Genomic DNA, 25,340 nt, shown 5'->3' on the forward strand with positions numbered 1-25,340 from the left:
TCCTTTATTATATATTATTTATTTGTAAATACTTGACTTGGCTTCGTTATTATATTAGTTTATATTGCCATCCAGTCTTTAAAAATAGGTTGATAATTTTTAGATATTATAGCCTTTTTAACTTCGTCAACAGTTCTATTATCACTTATTTCAAATTGACTCTCACCAGTGTTTGAGTATGAATGTCCTCCAACCTCTGTAGATACACCCGCAGACATTTTAGTTATCCCTAAGGGGATTAAGTTATCTCTAAAGCTTTGTGTTTCTCTTGTAGAAAGAGTTATGCCAACATAAGGTAGAAAAATTCTAAAAGCGAGAATTATTTGAAGTAAGTTTTTATCTTCTACAAAAGAAATATCATCAAAACTTCCTACATGAGGTCTTATTCTAGGTGTAGAAATACTAATTTCCATTTCGGGATACTTATTTTGAATATAATCTGCATGAAGTGCGGAGTAGAATGCTTCTTTTCTCCAATCATCAAGACCTAGTAGAGCACCGATATTAACACTTCTTATTTTAGCTATGCAGGCTCTTTCTGGCGCATCCAATCTAAACTTATAATCTTTTTTGGGTCCCATTATATGCACTTTGTCATAAATAGTCTCATTATAAACTTCCTGGTATACAGTTAGCCCATCTACACCTGCTTCAACAACTTTTATATATTCCTCTGTAGTTAAAGGATATATTTCTATTGAAATTGAATCAAAATATTTCTTTAAAATCTTTACCGCATCAATGATATATGATACTGGAGCTTCCTTACTGCTTTCTCCGGTAAGTACAAGAATATGTTTAAGTCCAGAAACTGCAATGGCTTTTGCTTCTTCTTCAATTTCTTGCATAGTTAAGGTTTTTCTCTTTATTTTATTTTCTACATTATAACTGCAATATGCACATTTATTAACACAGTAGTTTGATAGATATAAAGGGGTATAAAGTAAAATTGCTTTTCCAAAGTGCTGCAGTGATAATTGCTGAGCCTTTTGTGCTAGCTGCTCTATATGTTTTTCAGCACAGGGAGAAAGTAGTGCTAAAAAATCCAGGTTTGAAATTTTATCTTTACTAAGTATCCTCAAAACATCATCATCTTTTATTTGGTTAAAGAAAGAATCAAAATCCATATTTTTATTTTCAGTATAACAATCATAAAAGCTCATTAATTATCACCTTCATGTAAGAATCCAGTTAGGGGAGAAGATGCTATAGCTAAATTGTTTTCTAACCCGAACTTAGCATTATAGGCAAGCCGTCCAGCTCTTACTGCAAGAGAAAATGCTTCTGCCATTTTTATAGGATTGTTAGATGTAGCTATAGCAGTATTAAGAAGAACTGCAGCAGCTCCCATTTCCATTGCCTCTGCTGCCTGTGATGGTCGTCCTATACCAGCATCAACAATAATGGGTAGGGATATTTCATCTATTAATATCTGTATTAATTCCTTAGTTCTTATTCCTCTATTAGTTCCAATAGGTGAACCAAGTGGCATTACTGCAGCAGCACCTGCATCAACTAATCGTTTTGCACTCATTAAATCTGGACTCATATAAGGTAGTACTACGAATCCTTCCTTTGCAAGGATTTCAGTGGCTTTTATAGTTTCGTAATTATCAGGCAATAGATATTTATTATCTGATATGACTTCTATCTTAATCCAGTTTCCGCATCCCATAGCCTTGGCAATACGAGCTATTCTAACTGCCTCTTCAGCATTCCTAGCTCCAGAAGTATTAGGTAATAATATACAACTCTTAGGTATGTACTCTAGAATATTTTCTTCTTTTGATGATAAGTTAACTCTTCTAATTGCCATAGTAATTACTTGTGCACCAGAGCTTTCAATAACTTTGGTTGCCATATCATTACTACTATACTTACCTGTGCCTATTAGCAATCTACTTTTAAGTTCTACGCCACCGATTATTAGATTATCCATAGTATTCACTCCCTCTAAAATATAAATTTAAACATCTTTTTCACCTAAAATAAGTCTAAGAACCATATTAGCTTGATGATTTGCAACTATACATACCCTTGGTGCTAAGGGTTTATATCCTAGATTTATATCAGAAAATTCATCACCACAGACATAAAAATTTTTTCTAACTTTTCTTGTTTTAATTGAATTGCTTGAAAAATGTGATGCCATACCAGATCCAGTTACTACAGCTTTACTTGGCATTTTTATAAGTACAGTGTTAACTAATATAGCCTTGCTTTGAGAATCATCAAAGGCTTCAACTACAATATCTACATCTTTAAACAACTGCTCTATATTAGTTTCATCCACAAACACATTAGTAATTTCAATATCCACATCAGTACTAATATCCTGTAATACATCCTTTAGAGCCTCTGTTTTGAGCATTCCAATGTGTCTTAAGAAATATTGTTGCCTATTTAAATTGCTTTTTTCCACTTTATCAAAATCTACAAGCACAAGTTTTCCTATACCTATTCTTGTTAAAGCTACTGCAACATTTGAACCAAGCCCGCCAAGTCCTGCAATACCAACTGTAGCATTTTTAAGTTTTTTCGTTATTTGATCCATAGACATCATATAAGTATTGTCCACTTTTTAACCACCTCCCACAAAACTTAGAATTTCTATGCTATCTGTTTCATAAAGTTTATGAGTTCCGAAGTTTTCCTTTGCTATAATCTCATAGTTTACGTCTACAACTACTTTTTCACTGCAAAGATTCAAATTTGCAAGCAAGGTAGTTATGGTTATTTCATTTTCAAACTTCATTTCATTACCATTGATTATCATGATTTCACCCCCAAACTAATATTCATGAAAATAAAAATGCAAGCCCATAGAGAGCTTGCAACAATATACAAATGTATAGTTGTAAAACACTCCCTACGTTGGAATTACCCAAATCAGGTTATGAGGGTCAGAGACAACATCTCTTTCTCAGCTTATGAAGCACATTTTCATGTGACTATTAAGCTCCCCTTGTTTTATACATACTTAAATATAACTTGTTATAATGCTAATTTTTTATGCTTAGTTATATTTTAAGATGTTAACTTATTAAATTTTAGTACAAAGTAAAAAGAAGCTTAACCCTTAGGCAAAGCTCCTACAAAATCTATTATAACAAAACAATCATAATAATTATCGCAAATAACTTTCCTACGGTAGTGCGAACTACATCAGGTTCAGAGGGTTAGATTAGTATAATCTTCTCAGCCAAATTGGCGCCCCTAGTTAATCTTATTCATTTTTCATGCCAATAATAACCAAAATATCACTTCAAACTATTATAGTATTGAAATACTATTTTGTAAAGGTTTTCTTTGAAACATAAATAAACTTTATGGAAACTTATAACTTTAAACATGCCGCGTGGATGGTGCTTAAATTAAAGGAAATCTTAGTTAAGTATAGAATATATATCCTACGGGCTTATTTTAAAAAAGTTTAGGATGTGATTATCAAAATTTAAAAATGATTTATGTTAATGATTTACATTAAGAATTTATCTAAATTTGGGGGCGATTTATATGGAATTTAAAATTAATAATTTGTATTATGGTTTTCAGTTATTAGAAGAAAGTAAGATTGATGAAATTCAATCAGTAGCTAGAATATTTAAACATATTAAAAGTGGGGCAAGACTTATACATTTAGAAAACAGTGATGATAATAAACTTTTTTCAATTGGATTTAGAACAACACCTACAGATAGTACTGGAGTGGCTCACATTCTAGAGCATTCTGTGCTTTGTGGTTCAAGCAAATTTAAAAGTAAAGACCCATTTGGTGAAATTGAGAAGAGTTCTTTGAATACATTTTTAAATGCAATGACTTACACTGATAAAACTATTTATCCAGTTTCAAGTAGAAATCAGATGGATTATATGAATTTAATGAATGTGTATTTAGATGCAGTTTTGAATCCAAATATTTATACAAATCATGAAATACTGCGTCAAGAAGGTTGGAGATATGAAATAGATCCAGCTACAAATAAAATGATTTGTAAGGGTGTAGTATATAGTGAAATGCAAGGGGCGCTGTCGTCACCAGAGGAAGTTATTTGTAGCAACATATATAGTTCTTTATTTCCCAATACTACCTATGCATTTGTTGCAGGTGGAGACCCTGAAGTGATACCAGAGCTTACTCAAGAGAATTTTGAACAATTCCACAAGAAATTTTATCATCCATCTAATAGTTATATATTTTTATATGGAGATCAAGATTTAAATAAGTGTCTTGAGTTCATAGATCGTGAATATCTTATGGAGTTTGATAGTATAGAAATACCTTCAAATATAGAAGATGTTGAAGCATTTACAAGTATTGTAGAGCAAACTTTTGAGTATTCTATTAATGAAGAAGAGGATGAAAAAAATAAAACTTTTTTAGCTTTAAGCTTTGCCTGTGAAAATACAACTAATGCGCAAGAATATTTAGCTATGAAAATACTTTACAATATGTTTATTAAGTCCTCTGCATCTCCTATAAGAATAGCCTTACTTAAAGAAGGAATAGGGGAGTGCATGCTTACAATTGATGACATGAATATGGACCCAACTAAAAAAGACATGTTCGTAGTAGCAGTTAAGAATACAGAAGAAAGTAAAAAGCATGAATTTAAAAATGTTATTTTTGATACACTTAGAAATCTTGTGAAAAATGGTATTGATAAAAATCTACTAGAGGCCTCTATAAATTCAATTGAATTTGAACTACGTGAAGCAGATCCATCGAGAATCGCTAATAAGGGAATTAAATATAATGAGTGGGTATTAAATGGTTGGGTTTATGACGGCGATCCTCTTGCTCATCTAAGATATGAAGAAAATCTAAATAATATAAAAGCATCTATAAATAATAATTATTTCGAAAACTTTATTGAAAAATATATGATTAAAAATTCTCATTACTCACTAGTGATTCTAAACCCTAAAAAGGGACTAGAGGAAATGAAAACAAGGGCTTTAGACGAAAAACTTCAAAATTACAAAGCAACGCTTTCAGATAAAGAGTTAAAAGAACTAAACGTGAGAAATGAAAAATTAAAAGAGGGGCAAGTTACTGTAGACACACAAGAAGCTAAAGAAACTGTTCCTAGACTCCCTATAAGTGAAGTATGTAAAAAAGCAGAAGAACTTCCACAAGAAGTGGTAAGCGTTCAAGGTGTAACCGTACTTAAGCATGATATTTATACAAATAAAATAGCATATATAAATTTATTATTTGATGCAAGTGTTATAGAAGAAAAATATACTCCATACATTGCACTTTTAGGAAATCTTCTAGGGGAGCTTGATACGAAAAAGAGATCATATTCAGATCTCATTACTGAAATTCATAAAAATACTGGTGGGATAACCTTTGAAAATGAGATTTATTCTGAAAAAAATAATGCAGAAGCATATCATCCTAAATTTATTATTAAATCAAAAGTAATTTCAGAGAATATCCCTGCTTTACTTCAGTTAATTAATGAAATAATTAACTCCACTGTGTTTGATGATACAAGTAGAATTAAACAGGCAATTCAAGAGATAAAATCAAAGCTTCAAATGAAAATCATAAATGCAGGGCATTCTGTTGCAATTACTAGAGTATTTTCTAAATTCTCTTATGTAAATAAATACAAAGACATGACCACTGGGGCTCTATACTACCAGTTTATTTGCAACTTAGAAAAGACCTTTGAAGATAATATTGATGAGTTTAGAACAAATCTTAAAAAAGTATATGAAACCATTTTTAATAAAAATAATTTACTTATTTCGGTGGTTGGATCTGAAAGTGAAAGCAATAAATTAGTTTCTAATATTAATATTATTTTGGATAATATAAAAACAGATAAATTAAAAAATATTAGTGCTTCGTGGCAACCATCAAAAGAAGTCGAAGGCTTAATTACAGCTAGTAATGTACAATTTGTGGCTAAAGGATTTAATTTTGCAGAACTTGGCTACAAGTACTCAGGAAAAATGAGAGTTATGGAGAAAATTTTAACTAGTGAATATCTTTATACAAGAGTTCGCCTTCAAGGTGGAGCTTATGGTTGCTTTATTAATATGAATAAAGACGGCAGTTTAGCTTTTGCATCTTACCGGGACCCAAATCTTACACAAACTATAAACACTTATAACCATGCATATAAGTTCTTAGAGACTATAGCCTTTACGCAAAAGGATATGGAAAGTTTCATAATTGGGACAGTAGGACAGGTATACAGGCCACTGACACCTGATAAAAAGGGTGAAAAAGCAGTTGTAAATTACATTTGCAATGTATCGTACGCCGATACTCAAAAGGAACTAGATGAAATTTTAAGTACAACTGTTGAAGATGTAAAATCTTATGCAAAAATGATTAAATTGGGAATGGATGAAAATTACTGCTGCGTAGTTGGTAATGAAGGTAAAATAAAAGAAAATAAAGATATGTTCGATAAGATAAGTATGTTATTGTAATTTCAAAAGGGACTGCCGTGAACACTGGCATGTCCCTTTTCTTAACTTATGTGTCTTTTAGAAACCCTTTTTTAAATGACCTTAGAAGGTTTTGCTGACAACATAATAAGCTCATCTCCTAGATATTTAGCTTCATTTATGTCATGGGTAACTATAATACATGTGCGTTTTTCTTTTTTTCTTAAATTTATGAAGCAATCCATTACGTTTTGTTTTGTTTCCATATCTAGTGATTTAAATGGCTCATCCATTATGAGCAGCTTTGAGGAATATGTAAAGGCTCTAATTATTGCAACTCTTTGCCTCATACCTCCGCTTAATTTATTGGGATAATAATCAATGTAATCCAACATGTCTACAGCCTTTAAATAGCTTGTAATAATTTCGTTTCGTTTATCTTTGGGCATTTTATCTTTAAGAACGAACTCTAAATTTTCTTTAACAGTTTTCCACTCAATAAGTCTATCCTCTTGGAAAACATAGCTTATACTTTCATCCTTAAATCCTAAAACTTCGCCGGAGTCAAAATCTATGGCACCGCTCAATATGTTTAAGAGGGTAGTCTTTCCACAACCTGATGGACCTAAAATACAGGTTACAGCGCCTTCCTTAAACTCAAGGTTAAGGTTATCTAAAACCTTTAAATTATCATAATTCTTATACAAATTTTTAACACCATATTTCAAATATTATCACTCCAATTATACATTTTAATATTTAAAAGCTTGATTAGTTTTTCTAAAATAACTACTGAAATAACTATTATTATGATCCATGCAAATACCCCTGAGGTGTTAAGGTACATTTTTTCTAGTTGAAGGGCGCTACCTATGGAGTATTTAGGTTGACCCAGCACTTCTCCAGCAATAACTACTTTTAAATTAAGTCCTAAAGCAGAACTCATAACTCTATTAATATTCATTAGAATATTGGGAATATATATATCTTTAATAACTGTCCATTTTTTAACCTTATAAAGCCTTGCCATATCAACTATTTTAGGATTTACATTTAGAACTCCAGCTAAAACACTTTCGTATAATATTGGGAAAACTATAATAAATCCTATAAGTATTGGTGCACTATCATTGTTTAACCATATAAGTGCAAGCATAATAACCGCCATAGTAGGTACCGCTTTTAAGAAAGCTAGTATAGGTATCATAAAATTGTATACAGTCTTTGAGATGCTTCCAATTACCCCAAAAAACAATGCTAAAAAAAAGGAAATTAAGAAGCTTATAAGGCTTCTTAATAAAGTTGCACACATTATTGATATAAAGCTTTTATCTTTAATGATAGTTATTAAACTTAATATAGTACTTTTGATAGATGGAATTATTACTTCATTACTTACAATATTTGAAGCAATTGCCCATAATAAGATTAAACCTATTATAGAAACCGCTACATACTTACTATTTTTGCATGTATAATCCTTCATCTGGTAGCTTTCCTCCTATAGACTTAGATTCAAATTCAAATAAAGCTTTAAAATAAACCTCATAATCCTTTATTGAATCCTTAATGTCTACATATTTAATATTTGCTCTTGTTATGGATTTTTGAACAATTTCTTTAGTCATACTAAATTTCAATTCTTGTGCATATTCACCAAGTTTCTCTGGGTTTTTGTTAGCCCATTCTATACTTTCCTTATATTTAACCAAAAATTCTTCTACAAATTCTTTATTGTTTTCTAATAAATCTTTTTTAATTATTAAACTAGATTGAGGATATCCATTAGCGTTTCCAGTAATCTTTGTCCATTCTTCATTTAAATTAAAGATTATTTTTATGTCTGGTTTTTTCATTGTTACATTTGTGAGCATTGGCTCTGGGATTACTGCTATTTTACTTTTTCCTGAAATAAATGTTGGTGCAAGCTCTGTTGCTGAATTAAGGTAAGTTATAGTTACATCTTTGTCTGGGTTTATGCTATTCTTTGACAAAATATATTTAAACACTATGTCTGGAGTTAATCCCTTTCCTATGTTGTGGATCTCTTTTCCTTTTATATCATTAAAAGCTTTTATATCTTCTGTGCTTATTAAGAAAAATGATCCCCAGCCTCCAGTAGCTGCGAGTTTGTATGGCATATTTTTATTATATGCTTGTGCTGCCAAATTTGATGGTACAATAGCGATATCTGCTTCACCACTTAAAACCTTAGAAACTAACGCATCTGGTGTCTTTTGAAGTTCATAACTTATAGTTATATTCTTATTAATACTTGGATTTTCTTTTACTAGCTTAGCTATAGTTAAAGCTGGAATTCCATCTGGATAAAACACTTTTAAACTCTTAGCTTCGACTTTCTGCTCTTGCTTAACTTCTGGTTTAACTTCTTTTTTAGTTTCTTCTTTTTTAGCTCCACAAGCTGTAAAGGCTGACATTGCAAATAAAACACTTAAAATTATGCTTAGTTTTTTCTTCATAAAAATTCACTCCTCTTAATATATTTAAATTTGTAACTAACTGATGATATAAATTTAAAAACATGTTAACTTTGGAAAAATGTTTCCACTATCCAATACTATTTTACATCCATATTCATGTTTAGACAAACCTTTATAATTATTATATTAAAAAAGTTTAATAAAGTAATAGCAATATATAAACTTGTACGGTATAATTGAGTACAAGTCAAAAAGCTTAGTTCATTAATTTAAAAGATGCAAAATTCAACAAGAAGTGAGGTAAATATGAGCGAAAAAGGTTATGTTCCACCTTATACAATAACAGATAAAACAGTAAATTTGATCTCTGATATTACTGAAATAATAACTAAAATCACAATAAATGATAATATGAGTAATAATCCAAGGCTTCGTAGGGATAATCGTATCCGTACGATTCATGCCTCGTTAGCTATAGAAAATAATTCTTTGTCCTTGGATCAGGTTACCGACATTATCAATGGAAAACGAATTCTTGGAGCACCGGATGAAATATGTGAAGTTAAAAATGCATTTGAAGCATATAACAAACTTTTAGAGTTAGACCCCTATAATGTAAATCACATACTGTTAGCTCACAAAGTATTAATGAATGAGTTGACAACGGAAGCTGGAACATTTCGAAGTGGTGGCGTAGGGATATTTGCTGGAAAGCAGCTGGTTCATATGGCACCTCCGGCAAAACAAGTACCACATCTGATTAAGGAATTAGTAGATTGGGCAAAAGGAGCAGAGGTCCATCCGTTAATTCAAAGTTGTGTATTTCACTATGAATTTGAATTTATTCATCCATTTGCTGATGGTAATGGCAGAATGGGTAGAATGTGGCAGACTCTGCTACTTTATAAATGGAAGTCTTTGTTTGGTTGGCTTCCCATAGAAACATTAATTAGGGAACGTCAAGAAGAATATTATAAGGTACTTGGTGAATGTGATTACAGTTCCGATTCAGGTAAATTCGTGGAGTTTTTACTTAAAACTATCTATGATGCTTTATGTGAAATAGTAGATACCGAACAAGTCTACGTACAAGTAACCGAACAAGTTGAAAAACTGTTAGCAACTATGGATGATAAGGAATATTCAACTAAAGAAATCATGGCATTGATGGGGTTAAAACACAGGCCATCTTTTAGAGAAAATTATTTGTTACCGGCACTAGAACTAGGATATATAGAAATGACAATACCAGATAAGCCCAATAGTAGTAAGCAGAAATATCGTTGTATAAAATACGTAAAAAGATAGTCCTTTAAGCATCTAAAAAAAAGGTAAAAACAGCAAAAACAATGTCAAACAAAGTTATTAAGTAACGTTAGATTTTCTTGCAGGAAACTATAAAAACTTATATAAGGAGTGTATACATGAATAGCTTAGATAGATTAAAAGCAGGGGACTCAATTGGTATTTTTTCACCATCATCCCCAATAACATATACATGCCCTATAAGATTTGAAAGGGCAACAGAGTATTTAAAGAACAAAGGTTTTAAAATTATTGAAGGAGCACTAACATGTAAGTATGACTACTACAGATCTGGTAGTATTAAAGATAGGGCGGAAGAACTAAATGCTTTAATAAGAAACCCAGATGTTAAATGTATTATATCCACAATAGGGGGTATGAATTCAAATTCAATTCTTCCTTATATAGATTATGATGCATTTAAAAGAAACCCCAAAATAATAATAGGATATTCAGATGTTACTGCAATCTTACTCGCGATTTATGCAAAAACGGGAATACACACCTATTATGGTCCTGCACTTGTGGCATCCTTTGGAGAGTTTTCACCTTTTGTTGATGATACCTATGAATATTTTAAAGAACTACTTATAGATGAAATCAAACTGCCTTATACTTTAAAAACACCAGCATTTTGGACAGAAGAATCCATAGATTGGGAAACACAGGATAGAGCAAAAATTCAAAATGAAAATCACTTAATCACGGTTTATAATGGAATTGTGCGTGGAAGATTGATTGGTGGGAACTTAAATACAATGCAGGGATTTTGGGGCAGTGAATATATGCCTGAAATAAAGGATGGCGATATCCTTTTTATAGAAGATTCACTTAAAGACCCTGCCACTATTGAACGAAGTTTCTCTTTACTAAAGGTAAATGGAGTATTTGATAGAGTTTCAGGAATCATACTTGGAAAACACGAATGCTTTAATGACTGTAAAACCGGTAAGAAGCCCTATGAAATATTATTAGAAGTCTTAGGTGATAAAAAGTTGCCATTTATAGCCGAGTTTGATTGTTGTCATACCCATCCAATGCTTACCTTGCCAATAGGTTGCATGGTGGAACTAGATGCTACAAATAAGAAAATAACTATTATTGAAGATTAGCTAAACATGACTTAAATCATATAGTTAAAAGATAGTATTTTACTTGAATTAATGGTATATTTAAATGAAATAAATATTATAGGCTTTAAAAACAACAGAAATTAAAGCATTTGCGATAGGGGAGATTCATATGATATTGTCAGGTAAAGAGATTAAGAATAAAATAGGGAATGAAATCATTATTGAGCCTTATGAAGAGACTCAACTCAACCCTAATAGTTATAATTTACGATTACATAATGAGTTACTTGTATATGAAAACAATGTTTTGGATATGAAGCAAGAGAATAAAGCTAAAAGATTAATTATACCGCCAGAGGGATTGCTGCTTGAAACTGGTAAGTTATACTTAGGTAGAACTGTTGAATATACAAAAACAGATAAGTATGTGCCAATGCTTGAGGGAAGATCTTCAGTTGGTAGACTTGGTTTGTTCATTCATGTTACAGCTGGATTCGGTGATGTAGGTTTTAGCGGTTTTTGGACACTGGAAATTTTCTGTGTTCAACCAATAAGAATATATCCTAATGTAGAAATATGCCAAATATATTACCATAGTATTGAAGGTGAATATGAAAAGTATATAAGTGGAAAGTATCAATATAATACAGATATTCAGCCGAGTTTATTATTTAAGGATTTCCAAGGAAAGTAAATGTAATGTTTTTCAATATAATACTTTGACAAAAATATATAATAAATCTACAATTAGAGTATAATACATGTTGTAAAACAACCTAGAACAATTTTCATTGTTTTATCCTAATAGAAGCAAAGAGGGTGGTGTATATGGATTATAATTTAGAGAAATTAACTAATACATGTATAAAGCATGGTATTAATCTAGTTTTATTATATGGCTCTCATGCAAGGGGCAATAGCAATGCCCAAAGTGATATAGATTTAGGGTTGCTCTTAAAAGATGATTTCTATGATTTCGAAGATATAATTAAGGATTTAATGGTTGTTTTCAAAGAAAATAACCTTGATATTGCTATTTTAAATCATGCTGATCCCGTTTTAAAGTTTGAGATAATATCAAATTATAAGATATTATTCTGCCAAGAGGATGAAACTTTTATTGAGTTTTACACTAATACTATAAAACAATACAATGATACTAAGAAATTCAGAATATTAGAAAAGGTATATTTAGAAAACTTTATAAGAGGTGAAAGAAATGGTGTACTCAAATGTAATCCGCCGTTACCCGATAAATCTTTCTGAATATATTGATTATGTAAGTAACCATTAGAAGAAATCCCTTTGTCTTATTTATGGACAAGGGGATTTTTTAGAATAATTAAGGCATCACCTGTGCAGCGATTCATCATCTTTTGCGAAGCTGCAATGCTAACGATCTCTGAAATGCGGTTAATACTTAAATAAAATCTCTTAAGCTTTGACTTAACATTTCGCAACCTTCAAAGTGGATTGTGTTAATAGCTAGCCTGCTAGCTGCTTCAATATTTACTAAAGTATCGTCAATAAACAAACACTCTTCTGGATTTAGCTTATATGTATCTAAAAGTTTAGAGTATATTGCGCTTTCAGGCTTTAAGAGGTTTTCTTTATAGGATATTATTCCTCCATCAAAATACTTAAAAAAATCATATTTTGAATAAACAGTTTCAAAAGCTAATGAATGAAAATTTGAAAGTAAATATAGCTTATATCCATTTTCTTTTAATTCATTTAGAATTTTTACTGTACCTTCTATAGGTGACAATATGTCAATCCAATTTTCCATACATTTCTTGATGTGTACTTCCTGCATAGGATTTCTTAAAGATATTATTTTTATCGCCTCATCTTGAGTTAATATTCCTCTGTCTAAATGAAGCCATTCTTCGCTTAGAAATATCTCCATATAAAGAAGCTTTTCAAGGTTATCATCATTGAATGTTCTTTTTAAGTAATCCAAAGGCTTAAATTCTAGTAACACATTTCCTATATCAAAGATTATGTTTTTAACCATCTTAACCTCCATAGTAAATTAATTAAAATACAATATGTAAAGTCTAAATTTTAACTCAAAGGTGAATTTGTTTGTTTTATTTAATCATCGAGGATTTCGTTAACACTCTGCCAATCTAAAAATTCATGTCTAGTTTCATGCATTCAATAATAAGGGAACCCATATTTAATGATAACTATCGATTTAGAAGTTGATATACTTCTTGTATTTCATCATTAATACAGCATCTCGAGTAATAACAATATATTTTATTTTATTATACTAAAAGGCAGAATAAACTTCCATTGTTTGTTATGATTGAATTATATTAGGGCTTAAAACAAATATCAAGGTCTGGAATGAAGATATTAAAGTCACTTTTCAACATAGATTTAAAAAGGCTATATGACTGAAGCAGCTGGTAGCTTAATAAAATGGATATTTTAAAATTTAAAAGGAGTATTAAAATAACAGAGAGTGGAGAAGTAGAGGAGTTATTTTGGTGGAAATTATATATGAAATTATATTTTTATAGCAATACAGGTCAAGAAAAGTGATATTATATAGTGCTATCATTGTTGTTAGGAGGTGAAATCATGAAAAAATTAGAAAAAGTTAATGCGGCTTCACGTATGCAGGACTATATAGAAGATCATATATCAGAACAAATTACCTTATATATGCTTGCAAAATCGGCTGGGTATTCTCCGTGGCATTCAGCAAGAATATTTAAAGAGCTACTAGGGAAATCACCATTTGAGTATATTAGATCGTTGAGACTTTCTTTAGCAGCAGTTAAAATCAGAGATGAGAGCACCAAAATTATTGATGTAGCTTTTGATTTTGTGTTTGATTCTCATGAAGGGTTTACAAGAGCCTTTTCAAAGCAGTTTGGTATAACACCTAAGTACTATAGTAAAAATACGCCACCGTTAAAACTTTTTATGCCTAATAACATTCGTGATTATTACCTTATGTTACAAAAGGGAGAGAGTGCTATGAGTAAAAAAACTAATAACAATACTATTTTTGTTCAAGTTATTGATAGACCAGAAAGAAAGCTAATTTTAAAAAGAGGTGTTAAAGCCACTCACTACTTTGAATATTGCGAAGAAATTGGATGTGATGTTTGGGGAATCTTGTCAAGTATAAAAGAAGCTCTTTATGAGCCAATAGGGATGTGGCTACCAGAAAATCTTCAAACGCTAGGAACATCAATTTATGCTCAAGGAGTAGAAGTGCCACTAATTTATAAGGGAGAAGTACCGGAAGGATTTGAAATAATTGAGCTACCGGCATGCAAAATGATGGTGTTCCAAGGCCAACCTTATGAAGACGAAAAGTTTGAGGCGGCAATAGAGGAATTATGGGATGTAATGAAAATTTATAACCCCGAACTATATGGATTTAAATGGTCTGACAACGATGGTCCTAGATTTCAGCTTTCACCAATGGGCTACAGAGGATATATTGAAGCAAGACCAGTGAGACCTATTAACGAATAGACTTTATTAGAAATAACAGATACTTTCGCCCTCTTTTAAGAATAATTGTAAATATAAGTCTTGCTATGTTAAAATATAGTAAGACTTATATCTTTATATTATATTTTGATATATTTATGTAGGTAAACTAGATATTAAGGGGAGTGGAATTATTGAATCATTTAAGAAAATTAATTGGACAGAAGTGTTATTTATCACCAGCAGATGCTAGCGAGACAGAAAAAGTTGCTAAATGGAGCAATGATATTGATGTGGCTCTTAGAACAGGTGATATATCAGATATGATTACCTATGAATCACAAAGAGGTTATCTTGAAAACATGAATAATAGTAGGGGTTATGGATTTTATATTATAAGAGAACAAGATGACGAAGTTATTGGAATCGGAAGACTAATGAGAATAAATTTTATAAATAGAAATGCAGTTATGGGAATCTTTGTTGGAGAAAAAACAGATAGGAGCAAAGGTATAGGCTCAGAAGCTACAACTCTATTATTAGACTTTGGTTTTAATATTCTTAATCTAAAGAATATTATGATTGAAACTTTATCTTTCAATGAAGCTGCAATAAAAGCATGTAAAAGATGTGGATTTAAAGAAATTGGTAGACGAAGAAAATCAATTATATATGGAAATAATGAGTACGATGAAGTTTTTATGGATATGCTTAGTGAAGAATTTCAAAACTCTATAATTGATAAGGCATTGAATAAATAATATAGTTACTACTAACAATGTACTTATTCTAGAGCTGATTAAGAAAGGACTACAATCTAAGATATATAGATATATTTAAGATTTCAGTATATTATACTTACATTTAAGGTGGGTGAAATTATGATATTTTGCAAAATTGATAAATTAACTGTTCGTAGTTTGGAAAGTGGCGATAAACACTTATTATTTAAATGGCTTTCTGACAATCAAGTCCTTAAATATTATGAGGGACGTAATAATCCACATGATGAAGATATGGTAGAAGAACATTTTTATAGTAAAGATATTAATGAAACAAGATGTATAATCGAATATTCTCAGGTACCAATAGGCTATATACAATTTTATCCTGTTAGCCAAGATGAATGTGACGAATATGGATATTCAAACTTTCAACATACTATATTTGGTATGGACCAATTTATTGGTGAGACCAAATATTGGGGACAAGGAATAGGGAAACTGTTAATGAAATCAATGATTAATTTTTTAATAGAAGTAAAAGGTGCCCGAAAGATAGTATTAGACCCACAATGCTGGAATGAAAGAGCCATTAAATGTTATGAGCAAAGTGGATTTATAAAAGTAAAATTGCTTCCTAATCATGAGCTTCATGAAGGCGAATTTAAAGATTGTTGGCTGATGGAGTATGATTTCAAAGGGGATTGTTCCATAGAATGAAAAGGATGAGATATTTTATAAAAGAGGATAGGGCTATTCATATGACCGTAAATATTAATAGATATAAATATTATTAAAGCAGAAAATAAACACTTGAAGGCAATTAAATAAGGATGATTATTTAATTGCCTATGATGCAGGCTAATATTTTTTTATCCTTGCATGAATAGTTTAAATACTTCACTGGTGATAAATTTAATATGAGGATATAACAATAAACTACACACATCATCTTCCATATAATTCTTATTTAACACATAACAATTATCTTTCAGGTAATACTGCTCGATTGTCTTGGTTCTGTAATCAACTAGCAAATATTCTACAATACCTTTTGTAGAATATAACTCCATTTTGTACTCTCTATCATTTTTCTCTGTGGTTTCACTCAATACCTCAAATATAAGTTTTGGAATCTCTAGATGTAGTAGATCATTCTCGAATTTATCTTTTATATCTGTACCACAAAATACCGATATATCGGGAATTCTAAATTCATTCTCCTTGAATTTTATGTGAAGTTCGCTAATCGCTACACAACTGCTGGGCAACTTCTCATCTAACATTTTTAATATGTTGTAAATGCTTCTGCTATGCTTTGCACTAGGACTAAAATATATAATCTCGCCATTCCAGTATTCTGTAGCATAACCAGTATTATCTTTAATGCTTTCTGATATTGCTATAAACTGCTCATAATTTAAAATATTATTATGCATAGACAAATTCATATTAAACACTCAACTCCTTTATTCCTTGTATCTAAGTACACTCATATATAATTAATTATACCATGTGCCTATAATCAGAACAAACAAATCCTTTTGGTTCATAATCCTAGTATCGGTACAGTAGTAGACCTTTTGTTTTATATATATAATTGTACTTTTTAGACTTATCATTTGGGGTATATCCTCTAAAGTAGCCATTTTAACTTCCAGGTTTTTGTCTATTTCTTTTGAAAATATATCCATCCTATTTATACGTGAGTTTATTACTTTTTTCATTGCAAAATCAACATATAAATAGGTATTATAAAAAGAGATGCAATGGTAGTAATACCAATCATAATAGCAGCATAATCACAATTCTTCCGAAAACCATTTTTTATGTGTAAGAATAACACCAAGTGAAATTATAATTAGCATACTTAACACACTTTCTATAGCTTTTAACATTCCAGTCATATAAATCATCCTTTCATAAATGAAACTATATAAAATAGTATAAGTTCCACTACTCTTTTACCACTATTACAAAGCTTTGTCAAATCATCAAATTTAATGGATTAGCTACTAAAGTAACCATGCAATTTACTACAGGAACTGCAAAGCATTCTTTGTTTTAAAGTCCTATAATTACAAACAAGGGGGAGATATTATGGATTGGATTTTAGGTATGAACCAGGCAGTTAATTATATCGAGGAGAATCTTGATGGTGATATAAGTTATTCCACTGCTTCAAAATTTGTCTGCTGTTCTGCATATGAATTTCAACGTATTTTTTCGTTTATGGCTAACGTAACTTTATCTGAATATATTCGCAAAAGACGATTAACACTTGCAGCGCATGATATTCAGATAACTAAAGAAAAAATAACTGATATAGCGATAAAGTATGGTTATGATTCTCCAGCCGCATTTTCTCGTGCATTTAATCAACAGCATGGAACTACCCCTACGTCAGCGCGCAATGATGGTGTATTACTAAAATCATATCCTTGCATCTCTTTCAAATTTATAATTCAAGGAGTAGATAAAATGGAATATAAAATTTTAACCAAGGATGCAGTACAAGTTATAGGAATTAATAGGAAGATGATTACTAAGAATAATGAACATTGGAGAGATATACCTGAATTTTGGGATGACTTTAAACGAGCAGGGTTGCAGGATAAACTTAATTCTTATGCACTGGATGATGTAGTATTCGCAATAACTACTTATAGTGAAGAATCCGATTGCTTTTGGTACATGTTAGCAGTAGCCTATAATCATGTTCAAAATACAGATAACTATGATGTTATGACTATACCCTCTGGAACATATGCTGTCTTTGAGGTGCCTTCAGAAGATGAAAATAATATTGGTAATTTTACTATGCGTATTTTTAATGAATGGCTTCCAAGCACAGGATATAAATTAACTGGCAAAGCAGAAATTGAATGCTGCACAAAAAATGGAACTGTAATATGGATGCCGATTATTCAATAACTGATTATTAATGATTAGAGAATAACCTATTTACTATAGTAAAACTACATTCCTCTATTTTCACGTAAAAACAGCCACATAGCAATAATCTGATTTTTGATTTATAGTCGTCAAAATGATGGACATTGTGTTATGGCTGTTTTTTCGCATGAATAGTTTCCTTATATGAGTTTTAATAAGGCACAAATGTATAAATTTAATTACCTTATTAATCGAATAAAATAATTGAATACTTTACATTTTATTATATAATATCAAGTATATTTCAAGGAAATTATTGAAAAAATTAGAAATAAGGATGGTGATATTCCTATGGCGGTAGATGCTAATAGATTAGAAGAACTAATAACAAAATGGAAGGACATTTTAAGATTAAAGGATTGGGATATAAAACTAAAAATCGTTGAAGCAGAGTGGAGAAAATCCGGTGATATAAAAATTGATCTAGATGATAAAAAAGCAGTGATGTTAGTTAATAATAACCCAAAATCTACAAACCTTGAAGAATTAGTAGTTCATGAATTATTACACTTAAAGTTATGGGGAATGGATCAAATGATCGAAGGTTTCATTAACCAAGTTTTCGGAGAAGAAGAAGGAGATATAAAAAAAGAGTTTGCTATGAATCAATTTTTCTTGTTGCTTGAATCAACAGTTGAAGATTTAACTAAAGGTTTTCTAAAGTCTAATGATTGCAAGGAAGAACTAAGCTTTGGAAGGCTGCAGAGATTGATAGATGACGAAATTGGTTGCTAGTAACTACTTAGAAGAACAATGCTTTTAAATGCTTAAATAATATATAACATTATTAAAAAGGGTGATAATAAATGTTAGTTCTAATAGGTTCAGTAGCTAAACTTAAATCTTTATGTAATTCAATTATTGAGAAAACTGTTTATTAGTTTACTTAATGATTCAAAGCAAATTTTCTTTAAAAACTGACAAAAAATATTTTGCCAGAATACTTGACAAAATATTTTTTGTTAAGTTCAATTGTTAATATAAGGAATGTAAATTCAGACTATATCCAAACAAAGAACAAAGAATATATTTAGCTAAAATTTTTTGATGCACTAGGTTTGTATATAATAGAATGTTAGCTGAAAGGATTAAATCATATGAGGAAAACAATGAATTAGATATTAAAACAATGAAATATCCTACGCCTACACAATATAAGATATATTGACTAGAGAGGCTGAAATAGCCTTGATGGCTTGGTTAAACTTGCTACAGTATTAGTATCGACCAAGAAGCTCCCACCTCTTAGGTGGTGAGTAGTTCACAATACAAGGAGACAATTATGAAAGAATTAGATTTGGAATATAAAATTTTTGGTGAAGGTAAAGATATGCTTGTTATAGAAACAGGTATAGGTGGATCATTCTATGACTGGTACCCAATTATTGAAGAAATAAAAGAGTATTTTACAGTTATTGTATATCACAGAGCGGGTTACGGAAAAAGCAACTCCCAAATTACGCCTAGAACAACTAGAAATATTGCTAAAGAACTTAATTGCCTTGTAGAAGAAATTGGATTAAAAGATAAATTCATATTGATGGGTCACTCCTTTGGTGGACTTTGTGTGCAACAATATGCAAAAATGTATCCTAATAAATTAAAAGGTATTATATTAATAGACTCTACCTCTATTAATTACAAACAATTGTACATGCTTGATATCCCAGTTATGTGTTCTTTAATTCAAATAGATCAAATGATTGAAAATAATAGTAATACTTCAAAAAAATCTAAAGAAGATTTAAAAGATCAGAATAAAAATATGGTTTTACAATATAAAAATCACATACCTAATATTGAAATGACTGATGTAGAGGATTTTTTTTCAAACCCCAATCTTTATAAAACAACAGCAGATGAATTTCAAAATTGGGAGATTAATAGTAAAGATATCAGAAGTATTACTAACTTCCCTAATATTCCTCTTATAGCAATAGCAAGAGATAATAAGGTATCAGAAGATTCTTGGGTTAAGTATAACATTCCAGTACATGAAGCGGTACAGTATGAAAATGAATGGCGTAAATTACAAATAGAATTATCAACGCTTTCAGGTAAGGGACAATTAATAATTGCTGAAAATAGTGACCATGAGATTTACTTGGATAGACCGGATATTATAATTCAATGTTTAAAGACATTACTTTAATACGATGCTTTGAAAATATGCACTCTATTTGAATAAATTAAAATAGCAGAGGGAAAATTCAAATGTAGAAAGGAGTAAAAGAATGGCTAATATAAAGTATAATTTGCAATTTAAAAAACTTTGCGATATTTTAAAACTTGGTGAGATAATTGGTGTGCCTAAAGCAATAACAGGCGGACTTTTACACAGAATGTATGCAATTGAAACCACACAAGGTAAATATGCCATTAAAGCATTAAATCCACAAATAATGCTTAGACCAGTTGCAATACACCACTTTATAAATTCTGAAGCAATTGTAAATATTGCTTCAAATACTATACCTGCTCTTCCAGCTAAAAAATTTAATGGTACCTTCATACATGAAATAGACAAGCAATTCTATCTTGTCTTCGATTGGGTGGATGGTGAAAGTTTAAAACCTAATGAAATCACTACCACTCATTGTAGGAAAATAGGTACTATTCTTGCAGATATACATATGATGGATTTTTCAAAACTCATTCTAGTTAATGACTGCTCAGATAATGAAGAGCTAACAGATTGGAATTACTATTTGCAAAAGGGTAAGGAAATTAATTCAGAGTGGGTTAATATGTTACTTGAAGTCATTGATGATCTTTTTCATTGGAATGTCCAGGCAAATAAATCAGAAAAACAGTTTTCATCAGATATGATTATTAGCCATAGAGATTTAGATTCTAAAAATGTTATGTGGAATAAAGAGAATCCCATTGTTATTGATTGGGAGTCAGCTGGCTATATAAATCCTATGCAAGAATTGACTGAAACAGCTATTTACTGGTCTGAAAATGAACTAGGAAACATTAATAAGGAACGTTTCTTTGCTTTTATAGGTGGATATAAAGAAAAATATGGAACACTACAAGCAAACTGGAGAATGGTCTTAGCAAATGGTTTTTTAGGAAAATTCGGTTGGCTAGAATATAACTTGAAACGGTCTTTGTGGATTGAGTGTACAGACAACGACGAACAGAAATTAGGTACTGCTGAGGTAACAGGAACAATAGAATCCATTAAACGTTATGCAGATATGATTCCTGAAATAGAAAAATGGCTTTCTAACGAAATTTAAAATCTGAATTATTAACAATTTAGCCATAGCATAAGCAAAGTTCCTCACTTATATAAGTTGAGGGCTTTTTTAATAATAATATTTATAATTTTTTTGAGAGATTTTCTATAGTTCATGTGTATTACTATATGAGAGGAGTGGAAAAATGATAGAAGAATTGATTAGCCGATTAAAATCAAGGGACAATAGTGCTTTAGACAATCTTTATGATATGTATTTTGATAGAATCTATTATTATTCTAAAAGAATTTTGGGTACACTTGGAACTAAAGAAGATATTGAAGAATGTGTAAGTGATGTATTTTTAGCTTTATGGAAAGAAATCTATAAGTTTGATAGTCAGCGTGGGTCTTTTGATACCTTTGTAAATGTAAAGACAAGAACCATCTCACTTAACTTAAGAAGAAAACTTCAAAAACATGAACAAAACCATATAGTTGAATCTATTGATGATATAACTATATTAAAAGATACATCAATTAGCGTTGAAGAAGAAGTATTCAATAAAATTACTAAACAAGACTTTTTAGAGGGAATTAGTAAATTCAAAGAACCTGATAAGACATATTTTCACCTTAGATATTTCATGAACTATGAAATAAAAGAAATTGCTACGGCCTTCAATACTACTGTTAGCTCTGTAGATAATAGACTTTACAGATGCAGAATACTGCTGAAAAAAAATAGATGTAAGGAGATAGTGTGATATGAATGAAAAGGATATATTTAATATAGCAGGTACTATTTCTGAAGAAGATTTAAATATTATAATGGATAAAACATACACAATTGATCATATAGAATGTTCTGTTACTAATTATAATGAAAAAGAAAGAATTCGAGCAAATCTTCATGATAAAATTAAAAAAGACATACAAGAGAACGCTGAATTACAACAAAATACTACTAATATTAATAATTACCCGTTAGTAGCTTCTGGGAATAAAGTATTGAAGTTAAAGCAAGAGTATAAAAAGTCAAAGATTTTTACTAAAAATAAAACAATTAAGAATGTACTAAAATCATTTGTTGCCGCAATGCTAGTGTTTGTAATATCAGTTAATATATTTCCAAGTTTAGCATTAGCTTTGGCAAATATACCAGGATTAAATAAGTTAATAAAAGTAGTGAGTTTTGATAAGGGCTTTAACAATGTAATTTACAATGGAAATATTCAAGAACTAAATACGACTGTAGAAGGTAATGGATCAAAATTCACCATAACAACAATAACAGGGGATGACTTAAAACTATGGATTGGATACGAGCTTGAAAATGAAAATTTATTTGTAGGAGATATTAAATTTAAAAATGTGGATAATGGAAAAGACCTTCCTTGGATTGGTACCATACCAAATAAGGATGAAAACTATATAAAAGTTCTTCTGGACAGATTGGTTAAAAATTTTAAAATGGAAGTAGCCATATATAGAGATGATCCATCCTTTCATATACCAATACATGAGTTAGATGAAAAAGCTATAAACGACATAAAACAGCTTTTAGAAAAAAATAAAGTTACAACCTTAAATATACCTGTATCCCTAAATGATAAAATTTATAACGACGGATTAAGAGTGCTCAATATACAAGGCAAAGAATTTAAAAATGAGATCGCTGCTTTTAAGATTGAAAAATTGGAACTTGCCGATTCAAGGAGTAGGGTTTATTGTAAATTGATAAGCGATGAATATGAGTTAGTTGATGTACTAGTTCCAAGACTTATTGATGGAGAGGGCAAAAATTATTCAAGTTCTGATGGTTTTTTAAAGCCCTTTGATAATAATACTATTTGTTTAGAATTAAGTGGTGGCATAAAGGATGTTAAGGGATTAAGTTTTAATTGTAATGGCTTTAAATATAAAAGTAAGAAGCCTATGTTTATTACTATAGATTTAAAAAACAAGGGAATAGATCCTAATAATTTAGGTATATCTCTTATTGATGTTGACAGTTCCAATATTATTTTAAATGTACCTGGAAATGCTGTGGAGTTTAGTTTTCAGGCAAAAAATAAAAATGGCACTACTGTGAAAATCAAAACAATATCTGAAGATAGCTTTGAAGAAAAGGTAAGTTTAGAGTTTGATAAATTTAAAGATGATGTATTAATTTTGGAAGTAAAGAGTATACGTTTTAATCCACTAAAGAATTTAGAAATGAAGTTAGTAGATTAATAATCCATTAACTTCATTCTCACAAAATTTACTGCGATAGTGTTATAGTTTCACCTTCCTCTAGGCTATGTTATAATAAGGTATTAAATACAAAACTTAAGAGGTGCACAATGCATACTGCTTTAAAACACTATTTATATGATAATGACAGCTACGATTTACAGATCAAATGGGATTCATTTGATTATAAAGACTTACCCATAAATATAGATCAGGTTAGGGGTTGGTGCAAGGAAGGTTGCTTAAATTACAATACTAATGGGGGTTGTCCACCATTTTCACCCACCGCATCTGATCTTTTAAAAGACAAAACCTTTATATTGTTACTTTGTAAAATTAAAACTCACCAAATTCCCAAAATCTATGTAAAAGATAAAATTGATCTTATTCAAAAGATACTTTACAGCTTTATGGACTCCTTAGGATATAAAATTTCAGACCTATATAATATTGACTACTTAAATGCAAGTCATTGCATTGCCTGTGACATTTGCACCATTCACTCTGGTTGCAAGCATCCTGAGAAAAGGGTATATTGCATTACAGGAATAGGGATTATGTTAGGAGATGTCATTGAAAATCTTTTTGAAGAGAAGCTGCAATGGTTTACGCAAGGAGAAGAACCTTCTGAGGTAATTAAAATAATGGGGTTTATTTCTGGCGAAAAAAGTAGCTTCTTACTTGAGGAGCTAAGCAATATAATCAACTGCTAAAAAAAACAATATAATGCCGAAGAACTGCTTTTGTAGTTACTTCGGTTTTTGTTTTATATTTGGGATGCTAGTTTTTAAATACTAGAATATATGGATGTATAATCATATCCTTTTTCAACAATTACTGTAAATATAAAGCTATTTATGATAGAATATAATAAAACAATTGTTATATTATAGAAATAGGCTATTACCTAGGGAACATAAATACAAAAAACTTTTAAAACTGATTTAGCCTTAAGTTTGTGTTACTAATATGTAAAGGGAAAGTGATGTAAATTATGTATATTGGATGTAATTGGTCAAAAGCTTTAAATTTCCTTCTTGAAAAAGACATTGTTAACATAGATTATATTAAGTCGGGCGCATATGGAACCTTTAATGAAGAGTTTTCAACCATGCGCTCAATGCGTCCAATTCTATTACATGGGTTAGGACATTTTGAACACACTGGAATGAAAAATATATGAAATATTATAGCATACATGAATTTTCAAAGTTAATAGGAAGAACTCCACAAACTTTAAGAAATTGGGATAAAAGCACAAAATTAATTCCCAGTCATACTGGTTCAAATGGGTATAGATATTATTCTCATGATCAACTAAAAAAAGTTTTAAATCTTGAAGATGATTCTATAAAAGATAAGATAACTATTGGATATTGTAGAGTTTCAAGTAATAAACAGAAAGATGATTTAGAAAGACAAATACAAAACATGAAAGAGTATTTAGACTCTTTGAATAAATCATATGAAATTATTACTGATATTGGTAGTGGAATAAACTATAATAAAAAAGGGCTTAGAGATTTATTAAAGAAAATAAACAATAGAG

General features: G+C 30.3%; 26 protein-coding genes, 1 pseudogene and 2 riboswitches. Of the genes and pseudogenes, 17 read left to right on the forward strand and 10 right to left on the reverse strand.

Annotated features, from left to right (window positions below; genetic code table 11):
• Window positions 1-59: 59 nt before the first annotated feature.
• The 4 genes from thiH to thiS are packed head-to-tail and all read right to left on the reverse strand — an operon-like array spanning window position 60 to window position 2,776.
• Complete coding sequence (gene thiH / locus LGK97_RS14360) at window positions 60-1,163, reverse strand: 2-iminoacetate synthase ThiH (protein WP_226260446.1); 1,104 nt, start codon at window positions 1,161-1,163, stop codon at window positions 60-62.
• A complete protein-coding gene (locus LGK97_RS14365) occupies window positions 1,163-1,939 on the reverse strand; it encodes a thiazole synthase (protein WP_226260447.1) in 777 nt (258 codons plus the stop codon). Before LGK97_RS14365 ends, thiH begins: the two co-directional genes overlap by 1 nt.
• A 27-nt stretch (window positions 1,940-1,966) precedes the next feature.
• Complete coding sequence (thiF, locus tag LGK97_RS14370) at window positions 1,967-2,578, reverse strand: sulfur carrier protein ThiS adenylyltransferase ThiF (protein WP_226260448.1); 612 nt, start codon at window positions 2,576-2,578, stop codon at window positions 1,967-1,969.
• Between the two features lie 3 nt (window positions 2,579-2,581).
• On the reverse strand, window positions 2,582-2,776 hold the full coding sequence (gene thiS, locus LGK97_RS14375) for a sulfur carrier protein ThiS (protein WP_226260449.1): 195 nt from the start codon (window positions 2,774-2,776) through the stop codon (window positions 2,582-2,584).
• A gap of 72 nt (window positions 2,777-2,848) precedes the next feature.
• Window positions 2,849-2,976: riboswitch (TPP riboswitch) on the reverse strand.
• Between the two features lie 149 nt (window positions 2,977-3,125).
• A riboswitch (TPP riboswitch) is annotated at window positions 3,126-3,228 on the reverse strand.
• A 288-nt stretch (window positions 3,229-3,516) separates the two neighbouring features.
• Between thiS and LGK97_RS14380 the strand changes: the two genes are divergently transcribed.
• Window positions 3,517-6,453 carry an insulinase family protein gene (locus tag LGK97_RS14380; RefSeq protein WP_226260450.1) on the forward strand — a complete coding sequence of 979 codons (2,937 nt, stop codon included), beginning with the start codon at window positions 3,517-3,519 and terminating at the stop codon, window positions 6,451-6,453.
• 71 nt (window positions 6,454-6,524) lie between these two features.
• On the opposite strand, the gene LGK97_RS14385 is transcribed toward LGK97_RS14380, so the two are convergent.
• The 3 genes from LGK97_RS14385 to LGK97_RS14395 are packed head-to-tail and all read right to left on the reverse strand — an operon-like array spanning window position 6,525 to window position 8,891.
• Window positions 6,525-7,139 (reverse strand): ABC transporter ATP-binding protein, encoded by a 615-nt coding sequence (locus LGK97_RS14385; RefSeq protein ID WP_226260451.1) that lies wholly within the window; start codon window positions 7,137-7,139, stop codon window positions 6,525-6,527.
• On the reverse strand, window positions 7,136-7,897 hold the full coding sequence (locus LGK97_RS14390; protein ID WP_226260452.1) for an ABC transporter permease: 762 nt from the start codon (window positions 7,895-7,897) through the stop codon (window positions 7,136-7,138). The genes LGK97_RS14385 and LGK97_RS14390 overlap by 4 nt, the downstream gene beginning before the upstream one ends.
• Complete coding sequence (locus LGK97_RS14395; RefSeq protein WP_226260453.1) at window positions 7,872-8,891, reverse strand: ABC transporter substrate-binding protein; 1,020 nt, start codon at window positions 8,889-8,891, stop codon at window positions 7,872-7,874. The genes LGK97_RS14390 and LGK97_RS14395 overlap by 26 nt, the downstream gene beginning before the upstream one ends.
• Window positions 8,892-9,158: 267 nt before the next feature.
• On the opposite strand from LGK97_RS14395, the gene LGK97_RS14400 reads away from it, so the two are divergent.
• From LGK97_RS14400 to mntA, 4 genes are all read left to right on the forward strand, one after another.
• Window positions 9,159-10,160, forward strand: a complete 1,002-nt coding sequence (locus LGK97_RS14400) for a Fic family protein (RefSeq protein ID WP_226260454.1) — start codon at window positions 9,159-9,161, stop codon at window positions 10,158-10,160.
• A gap of 116 nt (window positions 10,161-10,276) precedes the next feature.
• Complete coding sequence (locus tag LGK97_RS14405) at window positions 10,277-11,269, forward strand: S66 peptidase family protein (protein ID WP_226260455.1); 993 nt, start codon at window positions 10,277-10,279, stop codon at window positions 11,267-11,269.
• 130 nt (window positions 11,270-11,399) lie between these two features.
• The gene (gene dcd / locus LGK97_RS14410; protein ID WP_226260456.1) at window positions 11,400-11,924 is read left to right on the forward strand and encodes a dCTP deaminase; all 525 of its coding nucleotides are present in this window, start codon (window positions 11,400-11,402) and stop codon (window positions 11,922-11,924) included.
• A gap of 134 nt (window positions 11,925-12,058) precedes the next feature.
• Complete coding sequence (mntA, locus tag LGK97_RS14415) at window positions 12,059-12,496, forward strand: type VII toxin-antitoxin system MntA family adenylyltransferase antitoxin (RefSeq protein WP_226260457.1); 438 nt, start codon at window positions 12,059-12,061, stop codon at window positions 12,494-12,496.
• Window positions 12,497-12,650: 154 nt separating this feature from the next.
• Here the strand turns inward: mntA and LGK97_RS14420 are convergent, their stop codons facing one another.
• Window positions 12,651-13,247 (reverse strand): HAD family hydrolase, encoded by a 597-nt coding sequence (locus LGK97_RS14420; RefSeq protein ID WP_226260458.1) that lies wholly within the window; start codon window positions 13,245-13,247, stop codon window positions 12,651-12,653.
• 575 nt (window positions 13,248-13,822) lie between these two features.
• Between LGK97_RS14420 and LGK97_RS14425 the strand changes: the two genes are divergently transcribed.
• The 3 genes from LGK97_RS14425 (at window position 13,823) to LGK97_RS14435 (ending at window position 16,131) form a co-directional block, all read left to right on the forward strand.
• Window positions 13,823-14,731 carry an AraC family transcriptional regulator gene (locus tag LGK97_RS14425; RefSeq protein ID WP_226260459.1) on the forward strand — a complete coding sequence of 303 codons (909 nt, stop codon included), beginning with the start codon at window positions 13,823-13,825 and terminating at the stop codon, window positions 14,729-14,731.
• Between the two features lie 152 nt (window positions 14,732-14,883).
• Complete coding sequence (locus LGK97_RS14430) at window positions 14,884-15,450, forward strand: GNAT family N-acetyltransferase (protein WP_226260460.1); 567 nt, start codon at window positions 14,884-14,886, stop codon at window positions 15,448-15,450.
• Between the two features lie 120 nt (window positions 15,451-15,570).
• Window positions 15,571-16,131, forward strand: a complete 561-nt coding sequence (locus tag LGK97_RS14435) for a GNAT family N-acetyltransferase (RefSeq protein WP_226260461.1) — start codon at window positions 15,571-15,573, stop codon at window positions 16,129-16,131.
• Between the two features lie 152 nt (window positions 16,132-16,283).
• Here LGK97_RS14435 and LGK97_RS14440 read toward each other — a convergent pair whose 3' ends face one another.
• Both LGK97_RS14440 and LGK97_RS14445 read right to left on the reverse strand, forming a co-directional pair.
• On the reverse strand, window positions 16,284-16,862 hold the full coding sequence (locus LGK97_RS14440; protein WP_226260462.1) for a Uma2 family endonuclease: 579 nt from the start codon (window positions 16,860-16,862) through the stop codon (window positions 16,284-16,286).
• Between the two features lie 51 nt (window positions 16,863-16,913).
• Entirely contained in the window at window positions 16,914-17,138 is a 225-nt protein-coding gene (locus LGK97_RS14445) for a hypothetical protein (RefSeq protein ID WP_226260463.1), read from the reverse strand.
• Window positions 17,139-17,511: 373 nt separating this feature from the next.
• Here LGK97_RS14445 and LGK97_RS14450 point away from each other — a divergent pair, with 373 nt between their 5' ends.
• The 9 genes and pseudogenes from LGK97_RS14450 to LGK97_RS14490 all read left to right on the forward strand — a co-directional run.
• The gene (locus tag LGK97_RS14450) at window positions 17,512-18,345 is read left to right on the forward strand and encodes an AraC family transcriptional regulator (protein ID WP_226260464.1); all 834 of its coding nucleotides are present in this window, start codon (window positions 17,512-17,514) and stop codon (window positions 18,343-18,345) included.
• 312 nt (window positions 18,346-18,657) lie between these two features.
• Window positions 18,658-19,101, forward strand: coding sequence for a hypothetical protein (locus LGK97_RS14455; protein ID WP_226260465.1), 444 nt, complete (start codon window positions 18,658-18,660; stop codon window positions 19,099-19,101).
• 247 nt (window positions 19,102-19,348) lie between these two features.
• A pseudogene (locus LGK97_RS14460) lies at window positions 19,349-19,525 on the forward strand (helix-turn-helix domain-containing protein); the annotation flags it as partial.
• A 123-nt stretch (window positions 19,526-19,648) separates the two neighbouring features.
• Window positions 19,649-20,518, forward strand: a complete 870-nt coding sequence (locus LGK97_RS14465) for an alpha/beta fold hydrolase (RefSeq protein WP_226260466.1) — start codon at window positions 19,649-19,651, stop codon at window positions 20,516-20,518.
• An 82-nt stretch (window positions 20,519-20,600) separates the two neighbouring features.
• Window positions 20,601-21,614, forward strand: a complete 1,014-nt coding sequence (locus LGK97_RS14470) for an aminoglycoside phosphotransferase family protein (RefSeq protein WP_226260467.1) — start codon at window positions 20,601-20,603, stop codon at window positions 21,612-21,614.
• Window positions 21,615-21,759: 145 nt separating this feature from the next.
• A complete protein-coding gene (locus LGK97_RS14475) occupies window positions 21,760-22,320 on the forward strand; it encodes a sigma-70 family RNA polymerase sigma factor (protein WP_226260468.1) in 561 nt (186 codons plus the stop codon).
• 1 nt (window position 22,321) lies between these two features.
• Entirely contained in the window at window positions 22,322-23,791 is a 1,470-nt protein-coding gene (locus tag LGK97_RS14480; RefSeq protein ID WP_226260469.1) for a DUF4179 domain-containing protein, read from the forward strand.
• Between the two features lie 110 nt (window positions 23,792-23,901).
• Window positions 23,902-24,504: a DUF2284 domain-containing protein gene (locus LGK97_RS14485; protein ID WP_226260470.1), complete on the forward strand. Its 603-nt coding sequence runs from the start codon at window positions 23,902-23,904 to the stop codon at window positions 24,502-24,504.
• A gap of 466 nt (window positions 24,505-24,970) precedes the next feature.
• A partial coding sequence (locus LGK97_RS14490) for a recombinase family protein (RefSeq protein WP_226260471.1) occupies window positions 24,971-25,340 on the forward strand: 370 nt, incomplete at its 3' end.

This window comes from Clostridium sp. CS001 (assembly GCF_020443565.1).
Classification (GTDB): Bacteria; Bacillota; Clostridia; order Clostridiales; family Clostridiaceae; genus Clostridium_AD.

Bases quoted from the DNA above. Each gene is read 5' to 3' on its own strand.
- thiH (WP_226260446.1), bottom strand. From the start codon at position 1,163: ATGAGCTTTTATGATTGTTATACTGAAAATAAAAATATGGATTTTGAT.
- LGK97_RS14365 (WP_226260447.1), bottom strand. From the start codon at position 1,939: ATGGATAATCTAATAATCGGTGGCGTAGAACTTAAAAGTAGATTGCTA.
- thiS (WP_226260449.1), bottom strand. From the start codon at position 2,776: ATGATAATCAATGGTAATGAAATGAAGTTTGAAAATGAAATAACCATA.
- LGK97_RS14380 (WP_226260450.1), top strand. From the start codon at position 3,517: ATGGAATTTAAAATTAATAATTTGTATTATGGTTTTCAGTTATTAGAA.
- LGK97_RS14390 (WP_226260452.1), bottom strand. From the start codon at position 7,897: ATGAAGGATTATACATGCAAAAATAGTAAGTATGTAGCGGTTTCTATA.
- LGK97_RS14395 (WP_226260453.1), bottom strand. From the start codon at position 8,891: ATGAAGAAAAAACTAAGCATAATTTTAAGTGTTTTATTTGCAATGTCA.
- LGK97_RS14400 (WP_226260454.1), top strand. From the start codon at position 9,159: ATGAGCGAAAAAGGTTATGTTCCACCTTATACAATAACAGATAAAACA.
- LGK97_RS14405 (WP_226260455.1), top strand. From the start codon at position 10,277: ATGAATAGCTTAGATAGATTAAAAGCAGGGGACTCAATTGGTATTTTT.
- dcd (WP_226260456.1), top strand. From the start codon at position 11,400: ATGATATTGTCAGGTAAAGAGATTAAGAATAAAATAGGGAATGAAATC.
- mntA (WP_226260457.1), top strand. From the start codon at position 12,059: ATGGATTATAATTTAGAGAAATTAACTAATACATGTATAAAGCATGGT.
- LGK97_RS14420 (WP_226260458.1), bottom strand. From the start codon at position 13,247: ATGGTTAAAAACATAATCTTTGATATAGGAAATGTGTTACTAGAATTT.
- LGK97_RS14425 (WP_226260459.1), top strand. From the start codon at position 13,823: ATGAAAAAATTAGAAAAAGTTAATGCGGCTTCACGTATGCAGGACTAT.
- LGK97_RS14435 (WP_226260461.1), top strand. From the start codon at position 15,571: ATGATATTTTGCAAAATTGATAAATTAACTGTTCGTAGTTTGGAAAGT.
- LGK97_RS14440 (WP_226260462.1), bottom strand. From the start codon at position 16,862: ATGAATTTGTCTATGCATAATAATATTTTAAATTATGAGCAGTTTATA.
- LGK97_RS14445 (WP_226260463.1), bottom strand. From the start codon at position 17,138: ATGAAAAAAGTAATAAACTCACGTATAAATAGGATGGATATATTTTCA.
- LGK97_RS14450 (WP_226260464.1), top strand. From the start codon at position 17,512: ATGGATTGGATTTTAGGTATGAACCAGGCAGTTAATTATATCGAGGAG.
- LGK97_RS14455 (WP_226260465.1), top strand. From the start codon at position 18,658: ATGGCGGTAGATGCTAATAGATTAGAAGAACTAATAACAAAATGGAAG.
- LGK97_RS14465 (WP_226260466.1), top strand. From the start codon at position 19,649: ATGAAAGAATTAGATTTGGAATATAAAATTTTTGGTGAAGGTAAAGAT.
- LGK97_RS14470 (WP_226260467.1), top strand. From the start codon at position 20,601: ATGGCTAATATAAAGTATAATTTGCAATTTAAAAAACTTTGCGATATT.
- LGK97_RS14475 (WP_226260468.1), top strand. From the start codon at position 21,760: ATGATAGAAGAATTGATTAGCCGATTAAAATCAAGGGACAATAGTGCT.
- LGK97_RS14480 (WP_226260469.1), top strand. From the start codon at position 22,322: ATGAATGAAAAGGATATATTTAATATAGCAGGTACTATTTCTGAAGAA.
- LGK97_RS14485 (WP_226260470.1), top strand. From the start codon at position 23,902: ATGCATACTGCTTTAAAACACTATTTATATGATAATGACAGCTACGAT.